The organism is Clavibacter sp. GW821-FHT01D01, from assembly GCF_059422605.1.
The window spans coordinates 272154-289077 of the sequence record NZ_JBWKXC010000002.1; the positions used below are offsets into that span (position 1 = coordinate 272154).

The following is a 16924-nucleotide window of genomic DNA, read 5'->3' on the forward strand; positions in this document are numbered from 1 at the left end:
CGGCCGTGGGACTCCGCACCATCGACTCCCTGGGGGACCTCCGGGGTCGTCGCGTCATCGTGCGCTGCGACCTCAACGTCCCCCTGAAGGACGGCGTGATCGGGGATGACGGGCGCATCCGCGCCTCGCTGGGGACCCTCACGGGTCTCCGCGAGGCCGGCGCGCGCGTCGTCGTGATCTCGCACCTCGGCCGGCCAGACGGCACCCCGGACGAGCAGTACAGCCTCCGCCCCGTCGCGGCGCGCCTCGGCGAGCTGCTCGAGGTCGAGGTTGCGTTCGCGACGGACACCGTGGGCGACTCCGCCCGCGCCGCCGTGGACGCCCTCGCGGACGGCGACGTCGTCGTGCTCGAGAACCTGCGCTTCCACGCGGAGGAGACGAGCAAGGACGAGTCCGTCCGCCGCGGCTTCGCGGAGTCGATCGCCGAGCTGGGGGACGCGTTCGTGTCCGACGGCTTCGGCGTCGTGCACCGCAAGCAGGCCAGCGTCTTCGAGCTCGCCTCGGTCCTGCCGAGCGCCGCCGGCTCGCTGATCGCGAGCGAGCTCGAGGTGCTGGACCGCCTGACGGAGAACCCGGAGCGGCCCTACACGGTCGTCCTCGGCGGTTCCAAGGTGTCCGACAAGCTCGGCGTCATCGGCCACCTGCTGCCGCGCGTCGACTCGCTGCTCATCGGCGGCGGGATGCTCTTCACCTTCCTGAAGGCGCAGGGCCACTCCGTCGGATCCAGCCTCCTCGAGGAGGACCAGGTCGAGACCGTCAAGGGCTACCTGGCCGAGGCGGAGGAGCGGGGCGTCCAGATCGTGCTCCCCACCGACGTGGTGGTCGCCGACGGGTTCTCCGCCGACGCCGCACACGAGGTCACGCGCGCGGACGCCATCGAGCAGACGCCCGCGGGCGAGAAGGGGCTCGGGCTCGACATCGGCCCCGAGACCGCCGAGGCGTTCGCCACCATCATCCGCGGCTCGACCACGGTGTTCTGGAACGGGCCCATGGGCGTCTTCGAGCTGGAGCCGTTCGCGGCCGGCACGAAGACGGTCGCCGACGCGCTCACGCGCGTCGAGGGGCTGTCCGTGGTCGGAGGCGGCGACAGCGCCGCCGCCGTCCGCGCGCTCGGATTCGATGATGACCGCTTCGGTCACATCTCGACCGGAGGCGGCGCGAGCCTCGAGTTCCTCGAGGGGAAGCGCCTGCCGGGACTGGAGGTCCTCGGATGGCAGTGACGGATCGCCCCGCGGGGCGCACGCCCCTCATCGCGGGCAACTGGAAGATGAACCTGGACCACCTCCAGGCCATCGCCTTCGTGCAGAAGCTCGCCTGGAGCCTCAAGGACGCGAAGCACGACTACGCGGAGGCTGAGGTCGCGGTGTTCCCGCCGGCCACCGACATCCGGAGCGTGCAGACGCTCGTGTCGGCCGACAAGCTGGAGCTCGCCTATGGCGGACAGGACGTCTCCGAGCACGAGTCGGGCGCGTACACGGGGGAGATCTCCGCGGCGTTCCTCGCGCAGCTCGCCTGCCGCTACGTGATCGTCGGCCACTCGGAGCGGCGCACCCTGCACGGGGAGACCGACGAGCAGGTGGCCGCCAAGTCCACGGCGGCCGTCGCCCACGGCATCGTCCCCGTGATCTGCGTGGGCGAGACCGCAGCCGACCTCGAGGAGCACGGCGCGAGCGCCGTCCCCGTGGCGCAGCTGCGCGTCGCGCTCCAGGGGCTCGAGAAGGGCGCCGACGTCGTCGTCGCCTACGAGCCCGTGTGGGCCATCGGATCCGGCGTCGCCGCGACTCCCGAGCAGGCCCAGCAGGTGGCGGCGCCGCTGCGCGCGGTCGTCGCCGAGATCCTGGGCGACGAGGCCGCGAAGGCCACGCGCATCCTCTACGGCGGATCGGTCAAGTCCGGCAACATCGCGGGCTTCCTCCGCGAGCCGGACGTGGACGGCGCGCTGGTCGGCGGCGCCAGCCTCGACGTGCAGGAGTTCTCCGCCATCGCGCGGTTCCGCTCCCACGTCGGCGTCTGATCCGCTCACCCGCTCGGAGCCGTCCGCGCCCCTCCGGGCGCGGACGGCTCGCCGCGTCCAGCCGCCCGCTATAATCGACAACGGCCCATCGGCCGTTCACCGGTCGGTCTCGGCCACAGCACCGCGCACCCGAAAGGCCGCACGTGGAAATCCTCCAGGTAGTCCTGCAGGTGGTTCTGGGAATCACCAGCCTCCTGCTGACCATGCTCATCCTCCTGCACAAGGGGCGGGGCGGCGGTCTCTCCGACATGTTCGGAGGCGGCACGACGTCGAGCCTCGGCTCCTCGGGAGTCGCCGAGCGCAACCTGAACCGCATCACCGTCATCCTCGGCCTCGTCTGGGTCACGTGCATCGTGGTCCTCGGGCTGATCACCAAGTTCGACACCGGATTGTAGGGAGCAGCCACATGGCATCAGGAGGAAGCGCCATCCGCGGTTCGCGCGTCGGCGCGGGCCCCATGGGCGAGCAGGACCGCGGTTTCCACGCGGAGCGCATCTCGATCTCGTACTGGGACGCGCTCGGCAACGAGACCGTCCGCCACTTCGCGGCGAACCTGCCCGAGGAGGAGATCCCCGAGACCATCGACTCCCCGCAGTCGGGTCTGCCGGCCGGTCGTGACAAGGCGAACCCGCCGTCGGTCGCCAAGCTGGAGCCCTACAAGACGCACCTCGCCTACGTGAAGGAGCGTCGCAGCGAGGAGGAGGCGAGCCAGCTCCTCGAGGAGGCGCTGGAGCAGCTCCGCGCCCGCCGTGGGACGGTCAAGGCCACGAAGTAGCAGCACGCGTCAGCGACGCAGAACGCCCCCGTCCGAGTGGACGGGGGCGTTCTGCGTGCGGTGCGTGCTCCGCGTGGCGGGTGGACGCATCTGGGACGACGGAGGGCGGGCCCCTCAGGACCCGCCCTCCGTCGTCCGGCTCTCGCCGGCATCGTGCGTCAGTAGGACGACAGCATCAGGTTCTCCGGCACGTCCGCGGCGGCCTCCCGGTCGATGAAGAAGACCGTGCGCTTGCGGCCCTTGATGCCGGCAACCGGCACCTCGGTGCGATCGGCACCCGCGAGGGCGAGACCGAGCGCGAACGCCTTGTCGGGCCCGGCGAGGACCATCCAGATGCGCAGCGAGGAGTTCAGGACCGGCAGCGTGAGCGAGATGCGCTCGGCCGGCGGCTTGGGGCTGTTGCGCACCGCGACCACGGCGGTGTCCATGGTGCGGATGCCGTCGCTGTCCGGGAAGAGCGACGCCACGTGGCCGTCCGGTCCGACGCCGAGGAACGTGATGTCGAAGCGGGGCAGCGAAGTGTCGCCGTTCGCGAACTCGGCGAGCTCCGCCGTGTAGGCCTGCACGGCCTCGTCGAGGCTCATCCCCGCGTCGCTCGCGCCCATGGCGTGGACGTTCTCGGCGGGGACGTCGATGTGGTCCAGCAGCGCCGTGCGCACCGTGGTGTCGTTGCGCTCGGGGTCGCCGTGCGGGAGCCACCGCTCGTCGCCGAACCAGAAGTGGACGCGGGTCCAGTCGACGCTGTCGCGCGCCGCGGACTCGTTGACGGCCGCGAGGATGCTCGGGCCCACCGTCCCCCCGGTGAGGACGACGTTGGCCGTCTCCTCCTCATCCAGGATGTCGACGAGCTTCGTGAGGAAGCGCGCGGCGACGGAGCCGGTCATGGCCTTCTTGTCGGGGTGCACGAGCACCCTGCGGTCGTTCGTCATCGCTCTTCGGAGTCCTTCCGTGCGGTGGTGGACGCGGTGATGTATCCCTGGCCCGCCGTCGCCCGCTCGAGTCCGTGACGGATCACGTCCCCGTAGAGGGAGTCGGGGTCGAGGCGCCGGAGCTCCTCGGCTAGGCAGTCGCGGAGGCTCCGGCGGGGGAGGCTCACATCGTGCGTCGGCTGGTTCGGCTGCTTGAGCGTCGCGACGTTCGCGATCGGCCGGTCGAGGTCGATCACACCCGACGCGCGGTGCAGCCGCACGCCGTGGATGCCGCTCGAGCCGGTGGCCCGGGTGGTGACCTCGTGCAGGACCGGCACCTGGAGCTGCAGGCCGAGCCAGGCGGCGAGCAGGACGGTGGAGGGGGAGTCGGCGGCGCCGGACACCTCCACCTGGGTGACGGGCTCGTACGGCGGCTGGTCGAGCACCGCGGCGAGCAGCGCACGCCACAGCGTGAGCCGGGTCCACGCGAAGTCCGTGTCCCCGGGCGCGTACGTCTCCGCCAGGTGCTGCAGGGCGACGCGCGGGTTGCTGCTCGTCGACGAGTCGGTGATGCGGCGCTGCGCGATGCGGCCGAGCGGCGACTGGCTGACGACCGCGGGGGCGTCGTGCGGCCACCAGGCCACGACGGGCGCGTCGGGGAGGAGGAGGCCCGTGACCAGGCTCTCCTCGTCCTCGGCAGCCGCGCCGTACACGCGGAGGACGACGACCTCGCTCGCGCCGGCGTCGCCGCCCACGCGGATCTCGGCGTCCACGCGGGCCGACTCGGTGGTCGTCTCCGCGGCGGCGCCGCGCTCGGTCGAGATGACGATGACGCGCATGGGGTGCTCGCGCGACGCGTCGTTCGCAGCCTCGATGGCCTCCTCCTCGCTGCCGAGCGAGGTGGAGATCACGAGCGTCAGGACGCGGCCGAGGGCGACGGCGCCGCCCTCCTCGCGGATCTTGACGAGCGCCTTCGAGATCTTCGCGGTGGTGGTGTTCGGCAGATCGACTCTCATGGCCGCCTCCAGGTCCGTCCGTCGCGGGCGAGGAGCTCGTCGGCCGAGGCCGGCCCCCAGGTGCCCGGTCGGTACTGCTCGGGCTGGCCCTGCGTGCGCCAGAATTCTTCGATGGGGTCCAGGATCTTCCAGCTCAGCTCGACCTCCTGGTGGCGGGGGAAGAGCGGCGGGTCGCCGAGCAGCACATCGAGGATGAGCCGCTCGTACGCCTCCGGGCTCGCCTCGGTGAAGGCGTGGCCGTAGCCGAAGTCCATGGTGACGTCGCGCACCTGCATCCCCGCACCCGGCACCTTGGAGCCGAAGCGGATGGTGACGCCCTCGTCGGGCTGCACCCGGATGACGAGCGCGTTCTGGCCGAGGGCCGACGTCTGGTCCTCCGCGAACAGGTTCTGCGGCGCGCGCTTGAACACGACCGCGATCTCCGTCACGCGGCGACCGAGCCGCTTGCCCGCGCGCAGGTAGAACGGCACGCCCGACCAGCGGCGCGTGTTGATGTCGAGGCGCATCGCCGCGTAGGTCTCCGTCGTCGACTGGGGGTCCATGCCCTCCTCGTCGAGGAAGCCCACGACCTCCTCGCCGCCCTGCCAGCCGCCGGCGTACTGCCCGCGGGCCGTGGCGGTGGAGAGGTCCTTGGGGAGGCGCACCGCGGACAGCACCTTCTCCTTCTCGTCCCGAAGGCTCGACGCGTCGAACGCGACGGGCTCCTCCATGGCCGTGAGGGCGAGGAGCTGCAGCAGGTGGTTCTGGATGACGTCGCGCGCCGCGCCGATGCCGTCGTAGTAGCCGGCACGGCCGCCCACCCCGATGTCCTCGGCCATCGTGATCTGCACGTGGTCCACGTAGTTGGCGTTCCACAGGGGCTCGTAGAGCTGGTTCGCGAAGCGCAGCGCCAGGATGTTCTGGACCGTCTCCTTGCCCAGGTAGTGGTCGATGCGGAACACCGAGTCCGGCGGGAAGACCGTCTCGACGACCGCGTTCAGCTCGCGCGCGGTCTTCAGGTCGCTGCCGAAGGGCTTCTCGATGACGACGCGTCGCCAGTGGCCCTCCTTCTGCTCCGCGAGACCCGAGCGGCGGAGCTGCTCGGTGACCAGCGGGAAGGACTTCGGCGGGATCGACAGGTAGAACGCGTGGTTCCCCATCGTGCCCCGCTCGCGGTCGAGCTCCTCCGTGATCTCCTTCAGCGTCTGGAACGCCTCGTCGTCGTCGAAGGTGCCCTGCACGAAGCGGATGCCCTGCGCCAGCTGGCGCCAGACGTCCTCGTCGAACTTGGTGCGCGAGTACTGCTTGACGGCCTCGTACACGACCTGCTCGAAGTCCTGGTCCTCCCAGTCCCTCCGTGCGAAGCCGATGAGCGCGAACCCCGGGGGCAGGAGCCCCCGGTTGGCCAGGTCGTAGACGGCCGGCATCAGCTTCTTGCGTGACAGGTCACCCGTCACGCCGAAGATGATGAGGCTGCTGGGCCCCGCGATGCGGTTCAGTCGACGATCCGACGGGATCCGCAGGGGATTGAATTCCGGGGTGATATCCACCGGCGACATGTAACTCCTCGATCTGCCGGACGGATCCGGCGATGCGGTCATTCGAGCGTCGAGAGCAGGGCCCGGGCGTCCGTGGTGGGGTCGGTCAGGTTCAGGCGCAGTACCGGACGACTGTGCTCGGCGAGCACGGTGGCGTCGCCGGCGGCCTGGGCCTGGATGAGCTCGCCGAAGGTGAAGGGGCGGTCGGGGATCGCGAGGTCCTCGGCCGCGTCCGCGGTGATCTGCAGGAACACGCCGACGGGGGTGCCGCCCTTGTGGAACTGCCCCGTGGAGTGCAGGAAGCGCGGGCCCCAGCCGAACGTCACCGGACGGCCGGCCTTGCGGGCGACGGCGTCGCGGAGGCGCTCGAGCTCGGGGAGCGCGAGGCGGTCGACGAACGCCTGCACGGCGACGTAGCCCGTGGGGCCGACGTGCGCGAGCAGGGCGTCGATGGCGGAGGACACGTCCGTGGCGCCCTCGGTGACGTCGGACGTGCCCCGGACCTCGATGCCGTCCGTCGTGACGACGGGGGCCTCGGGGGCGGGACGGTCGTCCAGCAGACCGCGCGCGGCGACCTTGGCGGCCTCCACGTCGGGCTGGTCGAAGGGGTTGATCTCGAGCAGGCGGCCCGCGACCGCGACGGCGTACTCCCACGTGAGGATCTGCGCGCCCAGCGTGCCGCTGATGACGATCTCGCCCTCGGCCGCGTCGTGTGCGTCCACGTCGGCGACGAGCCGCGCGATCTGCAGGTCGGCGAGGTCGAGGTCGAGCTCGGGGGCGTCCGTCGGGAGGACGACGGGCAGGAGGCCCGTGCCGAGCTTGCCGGTGGACTCCGCGATGAGCTGCTCGACCCAGTCGCCGAAGCCGACGATGTGGGTGCCGTCGGAGACGATGCCGAGCTTGTCCTTGATGGGCGAGGTGCCGGCGATGGCGGCGCCGAGCACGAGGCCCGGGTTCGACACGTCGTCGACGGCGAGCTGCGCGGACGCCGCCTCCGCCTCGTCGAGGAGGCCTCCGATGTCGGCGCCGGCGAGGCCGGACGGCACGAGGCCGAACGCCGTGAGGGCGCTGTAGCGGCCGCCCACGTCCGGGTCGGCGTTGAAGACGCGGTACCCGTCAGCACGGGCGGACTCGTCGAGCGGGGATCCCGGGTCGGTCACGATGACGATGCGCGCGGTGGGATCGATGCCCGCCTCGCGGAACGACCGCTCGTACACGCGCTTCTGGCTGTCCGTCTCGAGCGTCGAGCCCGACTTGGAGGAGATGACGACGGCCGTCGTGGCGAGCCGGTCGCCGAGCGCGGCGAGCACCTGCCCCGGGTCGGTCGAGTCGAGGACCGTGAGCTCGACGCCCGCGGTGCGCGTGATGACCTCGGGCGCGAGCGACGAGCCGCCCATGCCCCCGAGGACGATGTGGTCGACGCCCTGGCCGCGGAGCTCCTCGCGGAGCGCCGTGATCTCGGCGACGAGCGGACGCGAGACGGAGACCGCCTGCGTCCAGCCGAGGCGCTTCGTGGCCTCGGACTCGGCGTCGGCTCCCCAGAGGGTGCCGTCGAGCCCGGTGATGCCGGAGGCGACGTGCGCCTCGACGAGCGCGGGGACGTGGGTCTCGACGGCCGTGGCCGCCGCACCGCTCAGCGCGATGCGGACGCTCACTTGGCGCCGTCCAGGGCGTTGGTGACGGTCTCGATGAGCTCGCTCCACGACACCTTGAACTTCGCGACGCCCTCCTCCTCGAGGAGCTCGGTGACCTCCTTGTAGGAGATGCCGAGGGCGTCGACGCGGTCGAGCACGTCGTTGGCGGCGTCGTAGGAGCCCGTGATGGTGTCGCCCTCGATGACGCCGTGGTCGAAGGTCGCGTCGAGCGTCTTCTCCGGCATCGTGTTGACGACGTCCGCGGCGACGAGCTGCGTGACGTACAGCGTGTCGGGCAGGTCCGGGCTCTTGACGCCCGTGGACGCCCACAGCGGGCGCTGCTTGTTGGCGCCGGCGCCGAGGAGGCCCTGGGCCCGCTCGGACGCGAAGGACTGCTCGAAGGCCTGGTAGGCGAGCTGCGCGTTGGCGACGCCGGCCTTGCTCTTCAGGGCCGTGGCCTCGTCGGTGCCGAGCGCGTCGAGGCGCTTGTCGATCTCGGTGTCGACCCGCGACACGAAGAAGGACGCGACCGAGTGGATGGTGGACAGGTCGATGCCCGCCGCCTTGGCCTTCTCGAGGCCGGTGAGGTACGCGTTGATGACCTCGCGGTAGCGCTCGAGCGAGAAGATCAGCGTGACGTTGACGCTGATGCCGGCGCCGATGACCTCGGTGATGGCCTCGAGGCCCTCGCGGGTCGCCGGGATCTTGATCATGACGTTCGGCTCGGCGATCTTCTCCCACAGCTTGTGGGCCTCGTCGATGGTGGCCTGCGTGTCGTTCGCGAAGTCGGGGGAGACCTCGATCGAGACGCGGCCGTCGAAGCCGGCGGTGCGGTCGTAGACGGGGCGGAAGATGCGCGCGGCCTCGCCCACGTCGCGGGTGGTGATCTCGAAGACCGCGCGGTCGACGTCGGCGCCGTCGGCCGCGAGCTCGCGGACCTGGGCGTCGTACGCCTCGCCCTTGGCCAGGGCCGACGCGAAGATGGTGGGGTTCGTCGTGATGCCGACGACGTCGCGCTCGGCCATCACCTTCTCGATGCCCTTGGCATCGATGCGCTCGCGGGACAGGTCGTCGAGCCAGATGCTGACGCCCGCGGCGGAGAGCTGCGCGGTGGGGGAAGTGGTGTCGGTCATGTTGCCTTCTTCATGCTGGTTGTGAGGTTCGGGGGGAGGGGCGCGCGATGCGCGCCCCTCCCGGGTCCCGGCCGGCGGACCGGTCGGGGGTCCGGCGGGGAGCGGAGCAGCTCGGCCGCCCCGCTCCTCGTCAGCTACGCGAGGGAGGCGATGGACTCCTGGGCCGCCTTCACGACGGCCTCCGTGGTGATGCCGAACTCGCGGTACAGGACCTCGTACTCGGCGCTGGCGCCGAAGTGCTCGATCGAGATGCTGCGGCCGTGGTGCCCGACGTACTGCTTCCAGGAGAGCGAGATGCCCGCCTCGACGGAGACGCGCGCGGCGACCGCCTCGGGGAGGACGTGCTCCTTGTACGCGGCGTCCTGCTCCTCGAACCACTCGAGGCTCGGGGCGCTGACGACGCGAGCCTGGACGCCCTCGCCGGCGAGGGCCTCGCGGGCCTCGACGGCGAACTGCACCTCGGAGCCCGTGGCGATGAGGATCACGTCGGGCGTGCCCTCGGTGTCGGCGAGGATGTAGGCGCCCTTGGCGACGCCGGCGGCCGAGGCGTACTCGGTGGCGGTGGCGTCGCCCGTGCCGCGCTCCAGGACCGGGAGGTTCTGGCGCGAGAGAGCGATGCCGGCGGGACCCATGCGGCGCGTGAGGATCGTCTTCCACGCCTGCGCCGTCTCGTTGGCGTCCGCGGGGCGGATGACGTCGAGGCCCGGGATGGCCCGGAGGCTGGCGAGCTGCTCCACCGGCTGGTGGGTCGGCCCGTCGCCGCCGAGGGCGACCGAGTCGTGGGTCCACACGAAGATCGACGGCGCCTTCATGAGCGCGGCGAGACGGACCGCCGGACGCATGTAGTCGCTGAAGATGAGGAACGTGCCGCCGAAGGGGCGCGTGTTGCCATGCAGGACGATGCCGTTGAGGATCGCGCCCATGGCGTGCTCGCGGATGCCGAAGTGGAGGACGCGGCCGTAGGGGTCGCCCTTCCACATCTCGGTGGAGCGCTCGGCAGGGACGAACGACGGCGCCGACTCGATGGTCGTGTTGTTCGACTCGGCGAGGTCGGCGGAGCCGCCCCACAGCTCGGGCATGACCTCGGCGATGGCGTTGATGACCTTGCCGGACGCGGCGCGCGTCGAGACGTCCTTGCCCGCCGGGAAGACGGGGAGCGCGGCGTCGAGGCCCTCGGGGGCGTCACCCGCGAGTACGCGGTCGAGGAGGGTCTTCCGCTCGGGGTTGGCCTCGGCCCAGGCGGCCAGCTTCCCGTCCCACTCGCGGTGCTGCTCCTGGCCGCGCTCGACGGCCTTCCGGGTGTGCTCGAGGACGCCGTCCGGCACCTCGAACGACTTCTCGGGGTCGAAGCCGACGATCTCCTTGACGGCCGCGAGCTCCTCGGCGCCCAGGGCGGAGCCGTGGATCTTGCCCGAGTTCTGCTTCTTCGGGGACGGCCAGCCGATGATGGTCTTCAGGATGATCAGCGAGGGCTTCCGCGTCTCGGCCTTCGCGGCCTCGACGGCGTCGAACAGCTCCTGGACGTCCTCGACGTACTCGCCGGACCGCTTCCAGTCCACGTGCTGCACGTGCCAGCCGTACGACTCGTAGCGCGCGGCCACGTCCTCGGTGAATGCGATGTCGGTGTCGTCCTCGATGGAGATCTGGTTGCTGTCGTAGATCGCGATGAGGTTGCCGAGCTCCTGGTGGCCGGCGAGGGACGAGGCCTCGGAGGTGATGCCCTCCTGCATGTCGCCGTCGCCCGCGATCACGTAGACGAAGTGGTCGAAGGGGCTCTCGCCGACGGGCGCCTCGGGGTCGAACAGGCCGCGCTCGAAGCGGGCCGCGTAGGCGAAGCCGACCGAGGAGGCGAGGCCCTGGCCGAGGGGGCCCGTGGTGATCTCGACGCCGTCGGTGTGGCCGTACTCGGGGTGGCCCGGGGTCTTGGAGTCCCACGTGCGGAGCGCCTGCAGGTCCTCGATCTCGAGGCCGTAGCCGCCGAGGAAGAACTGCGTGTACTGCGTGAGCGAGCTGTGGCCCACCGAGAGGATGAACCGGTCGCGACCGATCCAGGTGCTGTCGGACGGGTCGCGGCGCATGACCTTCTGGAAGAGGAGGTAGGCCGCCGGGGCGAGGCTCATGGCGGTGCCGGGGTGACCGTTTCCGACCTTCTCGACCGCGTCCGCGGCGAGGATCCGTGCGGTGTCGACCGCCTTGCTGTCGATGGGGTCCCATTGCAATGCTGCCACTTGGTTCTAGCCCTTCTGAAGATGGGGGAGGCCCAGCCGGACCGCCTATCAGTATAGGGAACACCCACTCGCCCTTCGGTGTTCCGGCGGGCGTCGCGACGGGCCCCGCGCGGCTCGGCTCGCAGGTGCCGTGGCCTACCATGGGGAGGGAATGTCCGGCGAGTTAGAGGTGCGATGAACGTTGCGGTGCAGAGTCGGGTCGATCGGGAGACGATCGGCCTGGCGAGGAAGACCAAGGCGTACGTCGCACTGACGAAGCCGCGCGTCATCGAGCTCCTGCTCGTGACGACGGCGCCCGTGATGATCCTCGCCCAGGGCGGGTGGCCGAACCTCTGGCTGATCCTCGGCGTCCTCGTCGGCGGCTCGCTGAGCGCCGGCAGCGCCAACGCGTTCAACTGCTACATCGACCGCGACATCGACCGCGTCATGAAGCGCACGCAGCGCCGCCCCCTCGTGACGGGGGAGCTGACGGACCGCGAGGCGCTCGTCTTCGCCTGGATCATCGGCGTCGCCAGCATCGTCTGGCTGGGCGTCATCTCCAACTGGCTCGCCGCCGCGCTCTCGCTCGCCGCGATCCTCTTCTACGTCTTCGTCTACACGCTCTGGCTGAAGCGCCGCACGCCGCAGAACATCGTCTGGGGCGGGGCCGCCGGGTGCATGCCCGTGCTCATCGGCTGGGCCGCGGTCACCGGCGACATCTCCTGGGCCCCGGTCATCCTGTTCATGATCGTGTTCCTCTGGACGCCGCCGCACTACTGGCCGCTGTCCATGAAGTACCGCGACGACTACGCCTCGGTCAACGTGCCCATGCTCGCCGTCGTCCGCGGACGCGCCGCGGTCGGCCTGCAGACCATCCTGTACGCGTGGGCCACGCTCGCGTGCTCGCTCCTGCTGGTCCCGGTCGCGGGGATGGGACTCGTCTACACGGTCGCGGCGCTCGCGGGCGGCGGCTGGTTCGTCTACGAGACGCACCGCCTCTACGACCTCGCGGTCCGGCACGAGCCGATCAAGCCCATGCGCGTCTTCCACGCGTCGATCTCGTACCTGTCGCTGCTGTTCCTGGCGGTCGGGATCGACCCGCTGCTGCCCTTCTGATCGCGACGGGGGCTGAGCCTCCGGGCCGATCCCGAGCCGCGACGAGGTCGGCTCCTCAGGTTCCCGCCCCGGCGACGCCGACTGGTCCGACGGCTCGCGGTCGAGTCGTGCGTGCCGCACGTGCCGCCCGGCCGTCCTTCCGGGGAGGACGGGGCCCGCGTCCGGTGGGCCGACCCCCGTGCGCCGGCGATGCCCCGTCACGGGACGTGCGCGGGGATCGCCCTCTCCTCGTCTCGGGGACGGATGGACGGGGACCCGTCAGCGGGGCCTGGATCACCGGCCCACCGGGCACGACGACGCCCGCCGGACACGACGACGCCCGCCGCGAGGGGCGCTCGGGCGGGCGTGGTCCGGGCGGGCGACGGGTCAGCCGACGTGCGCGGAGCGCCGGACCTCCGCGGGGGTGAGCCGGAGGGTGTCCGCGCGGCGGGTCGTGCTGAGGAGCGTCGCCGTCATCGCCGAGGCGAGGAGGCAGGCCAGCACCATGTGCAGCCCCACGAGGAACTCCGGCAGGCCCGTCCGCGCCTGGATGAGGCCCACGGCGATCTGGACGAGCTCGACGGCGAGCAGGATCCGGGTCCACCGCGACACCGCCGTCCAGCGGTTCCGTGCCGCGACGACGACGAGGACGACGGTCAGGCCGAAGGTCGCGTAGGCGGGCCAGCTGTGCACGTGCTGCAGCAGCTCGGGGTCGAGGCCGTTGCGCGCCGCGCCCTGGTCGCCGGCATGCGGGCCGGATCCGGTGACGACGATGCCGACGATGATCGTGATGCCCACCACGACGGCGGTGACCCGGGCGAGCGCCAGGTAGGAGGACGGCACCGAGCGCTCGGCCTCGTCGAGGGGGTGGTAGGTGCGCCACACCAGCACGGTCGACAGCACCACGAGCACGACGGACACGACGAAGTGGAGACCCACGATGTACGGGTTGAGGCCCGTGAGGACCGTGATGCCGCCGATGACCCCCTGCGCGGGGATGCCGAGGCCGATGGCCAGGGCGAGCGAGAACAGCCCGCGGCCCCGGTTCCGCAGCCGCAGCACCGCGAGGAACGTGGCGATCGCGACGATGACCAGGAGGAACGTCAGCAGGCGGTTGCCGAACTCGATGACGCCGTGGACGCCCATCTCGGGCGTCGAGACGAAGGAGTCCTCGGTGCACCTCGGCCACGTCGGGCAGCCGAGGCCGGAGCCCGTCAGGCGGACGAGCCCGCCCGTGCCGACGACGAGCGTCTGCACCACCAGCGTCGTCCAGACGAGGAGGCGCGTCGTCCGCGTGATCCCGTCCGGCAGCCGCTCGCGCAGCCGCCTCCCGACCATGAGGGTCTGACATAGCACGCTCCCACTGGGAGACTGCCCCGCATCGGTGCCGTGAGTCACTGCCTGCCTTCCGCGCCCGCTGGATTGCCCGTAGAATCGGGTGGTTCATGGAACACGTCGGGTCTTGCAGCATCCGGCACGTCAGCGAGGACGGCGGGAACAAGTCCACCCGCGTTCGTGTTCATCCTAAGAGGGACGCGAGGCGTGAAGCCGCCGCATCCCGGACACCCACAGTCTTCCCCCGTCACCGAAGCGGCGTCGCCGTGCGGGGGGCATGCCGATACGGCGCTGATACGCCCAGATCGTCAGGAAAGCAGGTAGCCATGTCAGATGTGCTCATCGACCGACCCGAGCTCGAGAGCCTGGGGCAGTACGAGTTCGGCTGGTCCGACTCGGACGTCGCCGGGGCCTCCGCCAAGCGGGGCATCTCGCCCGAGGTCGTCGCCGACATCTCCCGTCGCAAGAGCGAGCCGGAGTGGATGCTCGCCAACCGCATGAAGGGCTACGAGCTCTTCGGCCGGAAGCCCATGCCGACCTGGGGCGCCGACCTCTCGGGCATCGACTTCGACAACATCAAGTACTTCGTGCGCTCCACGGAGAAGCAGGCCCAGACGTGGGAGGACCTGCCCGACGACATCAAGAACACGTACGAGCGGCTCGGCATCCCCGAGGCGGAGCGCCAGCGCCTCGTCTCCGGCGTCGCGGCCCAGTACGAGTCCGAGGTCGTCTTCCACTCGATCCAGAAGGACCTCGAGGACCAGGGCGTCATCTTCATGGACACCGACACCGCGCTGCGCGAGCACCCGGAGCTGTTCAAGGAGTACTTCGGCACCGTCATCCCCGCGGGCGACAACAAGTTCGCCGCGCTGAACACGGCCGTGTGGTCGGGCGGGTCGTTCGTGTACGTGCCCAAGGGCGTCCACGTCGAGATCCCGCTGCAGGCCTACTTCCGCATCAACACCGAGAACATGGGCCAGTTCGAGCGGACGCTGATCATCGCGGACGAGGGCAGCTACGTCCACTACATCGAGGGCTGCACCGCGCCCATCTACAAGTCCGACTCGCTGCACTCCGCGGTCGTCGAGATCATCGTGAAGAAGGACGCCCGCGTCCGCTACACGACCATCCAGAACTGGTCGAACAACGTCTACAACCTGGTCACCAAGCGCGCGACGGCGGCCGAGGGCGCGACCATGGAGTGGATCGACGGCAACATCGGGTCCAAGGTCACGATGAAGTACCCCTCCATCTACCTCATGGGCGAGCGCGCCAAGGGCGAGACCCTCTCGGTCGCGTTCGCGGGCCCCGGCCAGCACCAGGACGCCGGCGCGAAGATGGTGCACATGGCGCCGTACACGCAGTCGTCGATCGTCTCCAAGTCGATCGCCCGCGGCGGCGGCCGGGCCGGCTACCGCGGCGAGATCCGCGTGGACGCCGCGGCGCACCACTCCGCCAACACGGTCCGCTGCGACGCGCTGCTGGTCGACACCATCTCCCGCTCCGACACGTACCCCGCCATCGACATCCGCGTGGACGACGTCCAGCTCGGGCACGAGGCCACGGTCTCGCGCGTCAGCGAGGAGCAGCTGTTCTACCTGATGAGCCGGGGCATGCCCGAGGACGAGGCCATGGCCATGATCGTCCGCGGCTTCATCGAGCCCATCGCCCGCGAGCTCCCCATGGAGTACGCGCTCGAACTCAACAAGCTCATCGAGATGGGCATGGAAGGATCCGTCGGCTAGATGACGACCCCACTCGCCACCACAGATGCCGTCGCCCCCATCGGCAACGGCGCCCGCGCGCACACCGACGGTGGGTGGGGCGTCATCCCCATCCAGACCCGCTCCGAGCGCTTCACCTCCACCGACGTCGAGGCGTTCGACGCCGTGACCGGCCGCGAGGCCGTCTGGAAGCTGACGCCCGTCCGCCGGCTCGACGACCTCATCTCCGGTGAGCTCGACGGCGCGCGCTACCCCGTCACCCACAGCGACGCCGAGGGCACCTCCGTGTCCTGGATCGCCCGGGACGACGCGCGCATCGGCACCGCCGGCGCCCCCGAGGACCGCGCCCAGGCGAATGCCTGGTCGTCGTTCGGCGAGGCGCTGGCCATCGAGGTCACGGGGGAGGAGCGCGTCACCGTCACGGTCGGCCGCTCCGAGCTCGGCCCGGCTCCCCGCGCCGCGCACACCCTCATCACCGCCGCGCCCTTCAGCCGCGGCGTCGTCATCCTCGACAACGCCGGCTCCGCGTCGCTCGCCGAGAACGTCGAGATCGTCGTCGGCGACCAGGCGGAGCTGACCGTCGTCACCGTCCAGCAGTGGGACGACGAGGCGCGCCACCTGGCCGCGCACCAGGCCGTCGTCGGTCGGGACGCGAAGCTCAAGCACGTGGTGGTGACGCTCGGCGGATCCATCGTGCGGGTCAACCCCTCCGCGCACCTCTCCCACGAGGGCGCCGACGGCGAGCTGCTCGGCGTCTACTTCGCCGATGCGGGCCAGCACCTCGAGCAGCAGGTCTACGTGGACCACGACGCGCCCAACACCCGCAGCCGCGTCACCTACAAGGGCGCGCTCCAGGGTGCCGGCGCGCGCACCGTCTGGATCGGCGACGTCCTCATCCGGCGCTCCGCCCCGGGCACCGACAGCTACGAGCAGAACCGCAACCTGGTCCTCACGGACGGTACGCGCGCCGACTCGGTGCCGAACCTCGAGATCGAGACCGGCGACATCGCCGGCGCCGGTCACGCGAGCGCCACGGGCCGGTTCGACGACGAGCAGCTGTTCTACCTGCAGGCCCGCGGGATCACGGAGGAGGAGGCGCGACGACTCGTCGTCCGCGGCTTCCTCAGCGAGATCGTCCAGCAGATCGGCGTCCCCGAGCTCGAGGAGCGGCTGCAGTCCGCCATCGAGGCGGAGCTCTCCGGATCCACGGGCGCGGCCACCGGGGCGGTCGCACGATGACCGCGGTCCGCATCTGCGCCGTCGACGAGCTCGGCGAGAACGAGGCGCTGCGCATCGAGGTCGAGGGCCTCGCCATCGCGCTCGTGAAGGACTCCTCGGGCACGGTGCACGCCATCGGCGACACCTGCACGCACGGCGACATCTCGCTGGCCGAGGGCTTCGTCGAGGGCGACACCCTGGAGTGCTGGGCCCACGGGTCCAAGTTCTCCCTGGAGACGGGCAAGCCGCGCACGCTGCCGGCGTACGAGCCCGTCCCCGTCTACCCCGTGTCCATCGTGGACGGCGACATCCACATCGACACCACCCCGAAGAGCTAGAGGAACGCAC

15 protein-coding genes are annotated in these 16924 nt (G+C 70.9%); 8 read left to right on the forward strand and 7 right to left on the reverse strand.

All coding sequences use genetic code 11. From position 1 onward, the window contains the following. Positions 1-5: 5 nt before the first annotated feature. The 4 genes from AC07VC_RS04970 to AC07VC_RS04985 all read left to right on the forward strand — a co-directional run bounded on the left by AC07VC_RS04970 (position 6) and on the right by AC07VC_RS04985 (position 2789). Positions 6-1220 (forward strand): phosphoglycerate kinase, encoded by a 1215-nt coding sequence (locus AC07VC_RS04970; protein ID WP_494675966.1) that lies wholly within the window; start codon positions 6-8, stop codon positions 1218-1220. Next, positions 1211-2014: a triose-phosphate isomerase gene (gene tpiA / locus AC07VC_RS04975; protein WP_494675965.1), complete on the forward strand. Its 804-nt coding sequence runs from the start codon at positions 1211-1213 to the stop codon at positions 2012-2014. The genes AC07VC_RS04970 and tpiA overlap by 10 nt, the downstream gene beginning before the upstream one ends. A 143-nt stretch (positions 2015-2157) precedes the next feature. Beyond that, entirely contained in the window at positions 2158-2409 is a 252-nt protein-coding gene (gene secG / locus AC07VC_RS04980; RefSeq protein WP_012038429.1) for a preprotein translocase subunit SecG, read from the forward strand. Positions 2410-2420: 11 nt separating this feature from the next. Continuing rightward, positions 2421-2789, forward strand: a complete 369-nt coding sequence (locus tag AC07VC_RS04985) for an RNA polymerase-binding protein RbpA (protein ID WP_053774592.1) — start codon at positions 2421-2423, stop codon at positions 2787-2789. A 158-nt stretch (positions 2790-2947) separates the two neighbouring features. Here AC07VC_RS04985 and pgl read toward each other — a convergent pair whose 3' ends face one another. The 6 genes from pgl to tkt all read right to left on the reverse strand — a co-directional run bounded on the left by pgl (position 2948) and on the right by tkt (position 11225). Further along, positions 2948-3718 (reverse strand): 6-phosphogluconolactonase, encoded by a 771-nt coding sequence (pgl, locus tag AC07VC_RS04990; RefSeq protein WP_317228636.1) that lies wholly within the window; start codon positions 3716-3718, stop codon positions 2948-2950. Next, positions 3715-4713, reverse strand: coding sequence for a glucose-6-phosphate dehydrogenase assembly protein OpcA (locus AC07VC_RS04995; protein ID WP_104289216.1), 999 nt, complete (start codon positions 4711-4713; stop codon positions 3715-3717). Before AC07VC_RS04995 ends, pgl begins: the two co-directional genes overlap by 4 nt. Continuing rightward, positions 4710-6251: a glucose-6-phosphate dehydrogenase gene (gene zwf / locus AC07VC_RS05000; protein WP_494675964.1), complete on the reverse strand. Its 1542-nt coding sequence runs from the start codon at positions 6249-6251 to the stop codon at positions 4710-4712. Before zwf ends, AC07VC_RS04995 begins: the two co-directional genes overlap by 4 nt. A 38-nt stretch (positions 6252-6289) precedes the next feature. Further along, complete coding sequence (locus tag AC07VC_RS05005) at positions 6290-7885, reverse strand: glucose-6-phosphate isomerase (RefSeq protein ID WP_494675963.1); 1596 nt, start codon at positions 7883-7885, stop codon at positions 6290-6292. Continuing rightward, positions 7882-8997: a transaldolase gene (gene tal / locus AC07VC_RS05010; RefSeq protein WP_494675962.1), complete on the reverse strand. Its 1116-nt coding sequence runs from the start codon at positions 8995-8997 to the stop codon at positions 7882-7884. Before tal ends, AC07VC_RS05005 begins: the two co-directional genes overlap by 4 nt. A 134-nt stretch (positions 8998-9131) precedes the next feature. Further along, positions 9132-11225 (reverse strand): transketolase, encoded by a 2094-nt coding sequence (gene tkt, locus AC07VC_RS05015; RefSeq protein WP_494675961.1) that lies wholly within the window; start codon positions 11223-11225, stop codon positions 9132-9134. Positions 11226-11399: 174 nt separating this feature from the next. Here tkt and AC07VC_RS05020 point away from each other — a divergent pair, with 174 nt between their 5' ends. Beyond that, complete coding sequence (locus AC07VC_RS05020; protein WP_494675960.1) at positions 11400-12320, forward strand: heme o synthase; 921 nt, start codon at positions 11400-11402, stop codon at positions 12318-12320. A 366-nt stretch (positions 12321-12686) separates the two neighbouring features. Here the strand turns inward: AC07VC_RS05020 and AC07VC_RS05025 are convergent, their stop codons facing one another. After that, positions 12687-13697 carry a COX15/CtaA family protein gene (locus tag AC07VC_RS05025; RefSeq protein ID WP_494675959.1) on the reverse strand — a complete coding sequence of 337 codons (1011 nt, stop codon included), beginning with the start codon at positions 13695-13697 and terminating at the stop codon, positions 12687-12689. Positions 13698-13960: 263 nt separating this feature from the next. Here AC07VC_RS05025 and sufB point away from each other — a divergent pair, with 263 nt between their 5' ends. Genes sufB through AC07VC_RS05040 form a run of 3 tightly spaced genes read left to right on the forward strand, consistent with a single transcriptional unit; the run spans position 13961 to position 16914 of the window. Next, the gene (gene sufB, locus AC07VC_RS05030; protein ID WP_094115985.1) at positions 13961-15379 is read left to right on the forward strand and encodes a Fe-S cluster assembly protein SufB; all 1419 of its coding nucleotides are present in this window, start codon (positions 13961-13963) and stop codon (positions 15377-15379) included. Further along, complete coding sequence (gene sufD / locus AC07VC_RS05035) at positions 15380-16597, forward strand: Fe-S cluster assembly protein SufD (RefSeq protein ID WP_494675958.1); 1218 nt, start codon at positions 15380-15382, stop codon at positions 16595-16597. It abuts the gene before it with no gap. After that, entirely contained in the window at positions 16594-16914 is a 321-nt protein-coding gene (locus tag AC07VC_RS05040; protein WP_494675957.1) for a non-heme iron oxygenase ferredoxin subunit, read from the forward strand. Before sufD ends, AC07VC_RS05040 begins: the two co-directional genes overlap by 4 nt. Positions 16915-16924: the final 10 nt, after the last annotated feature.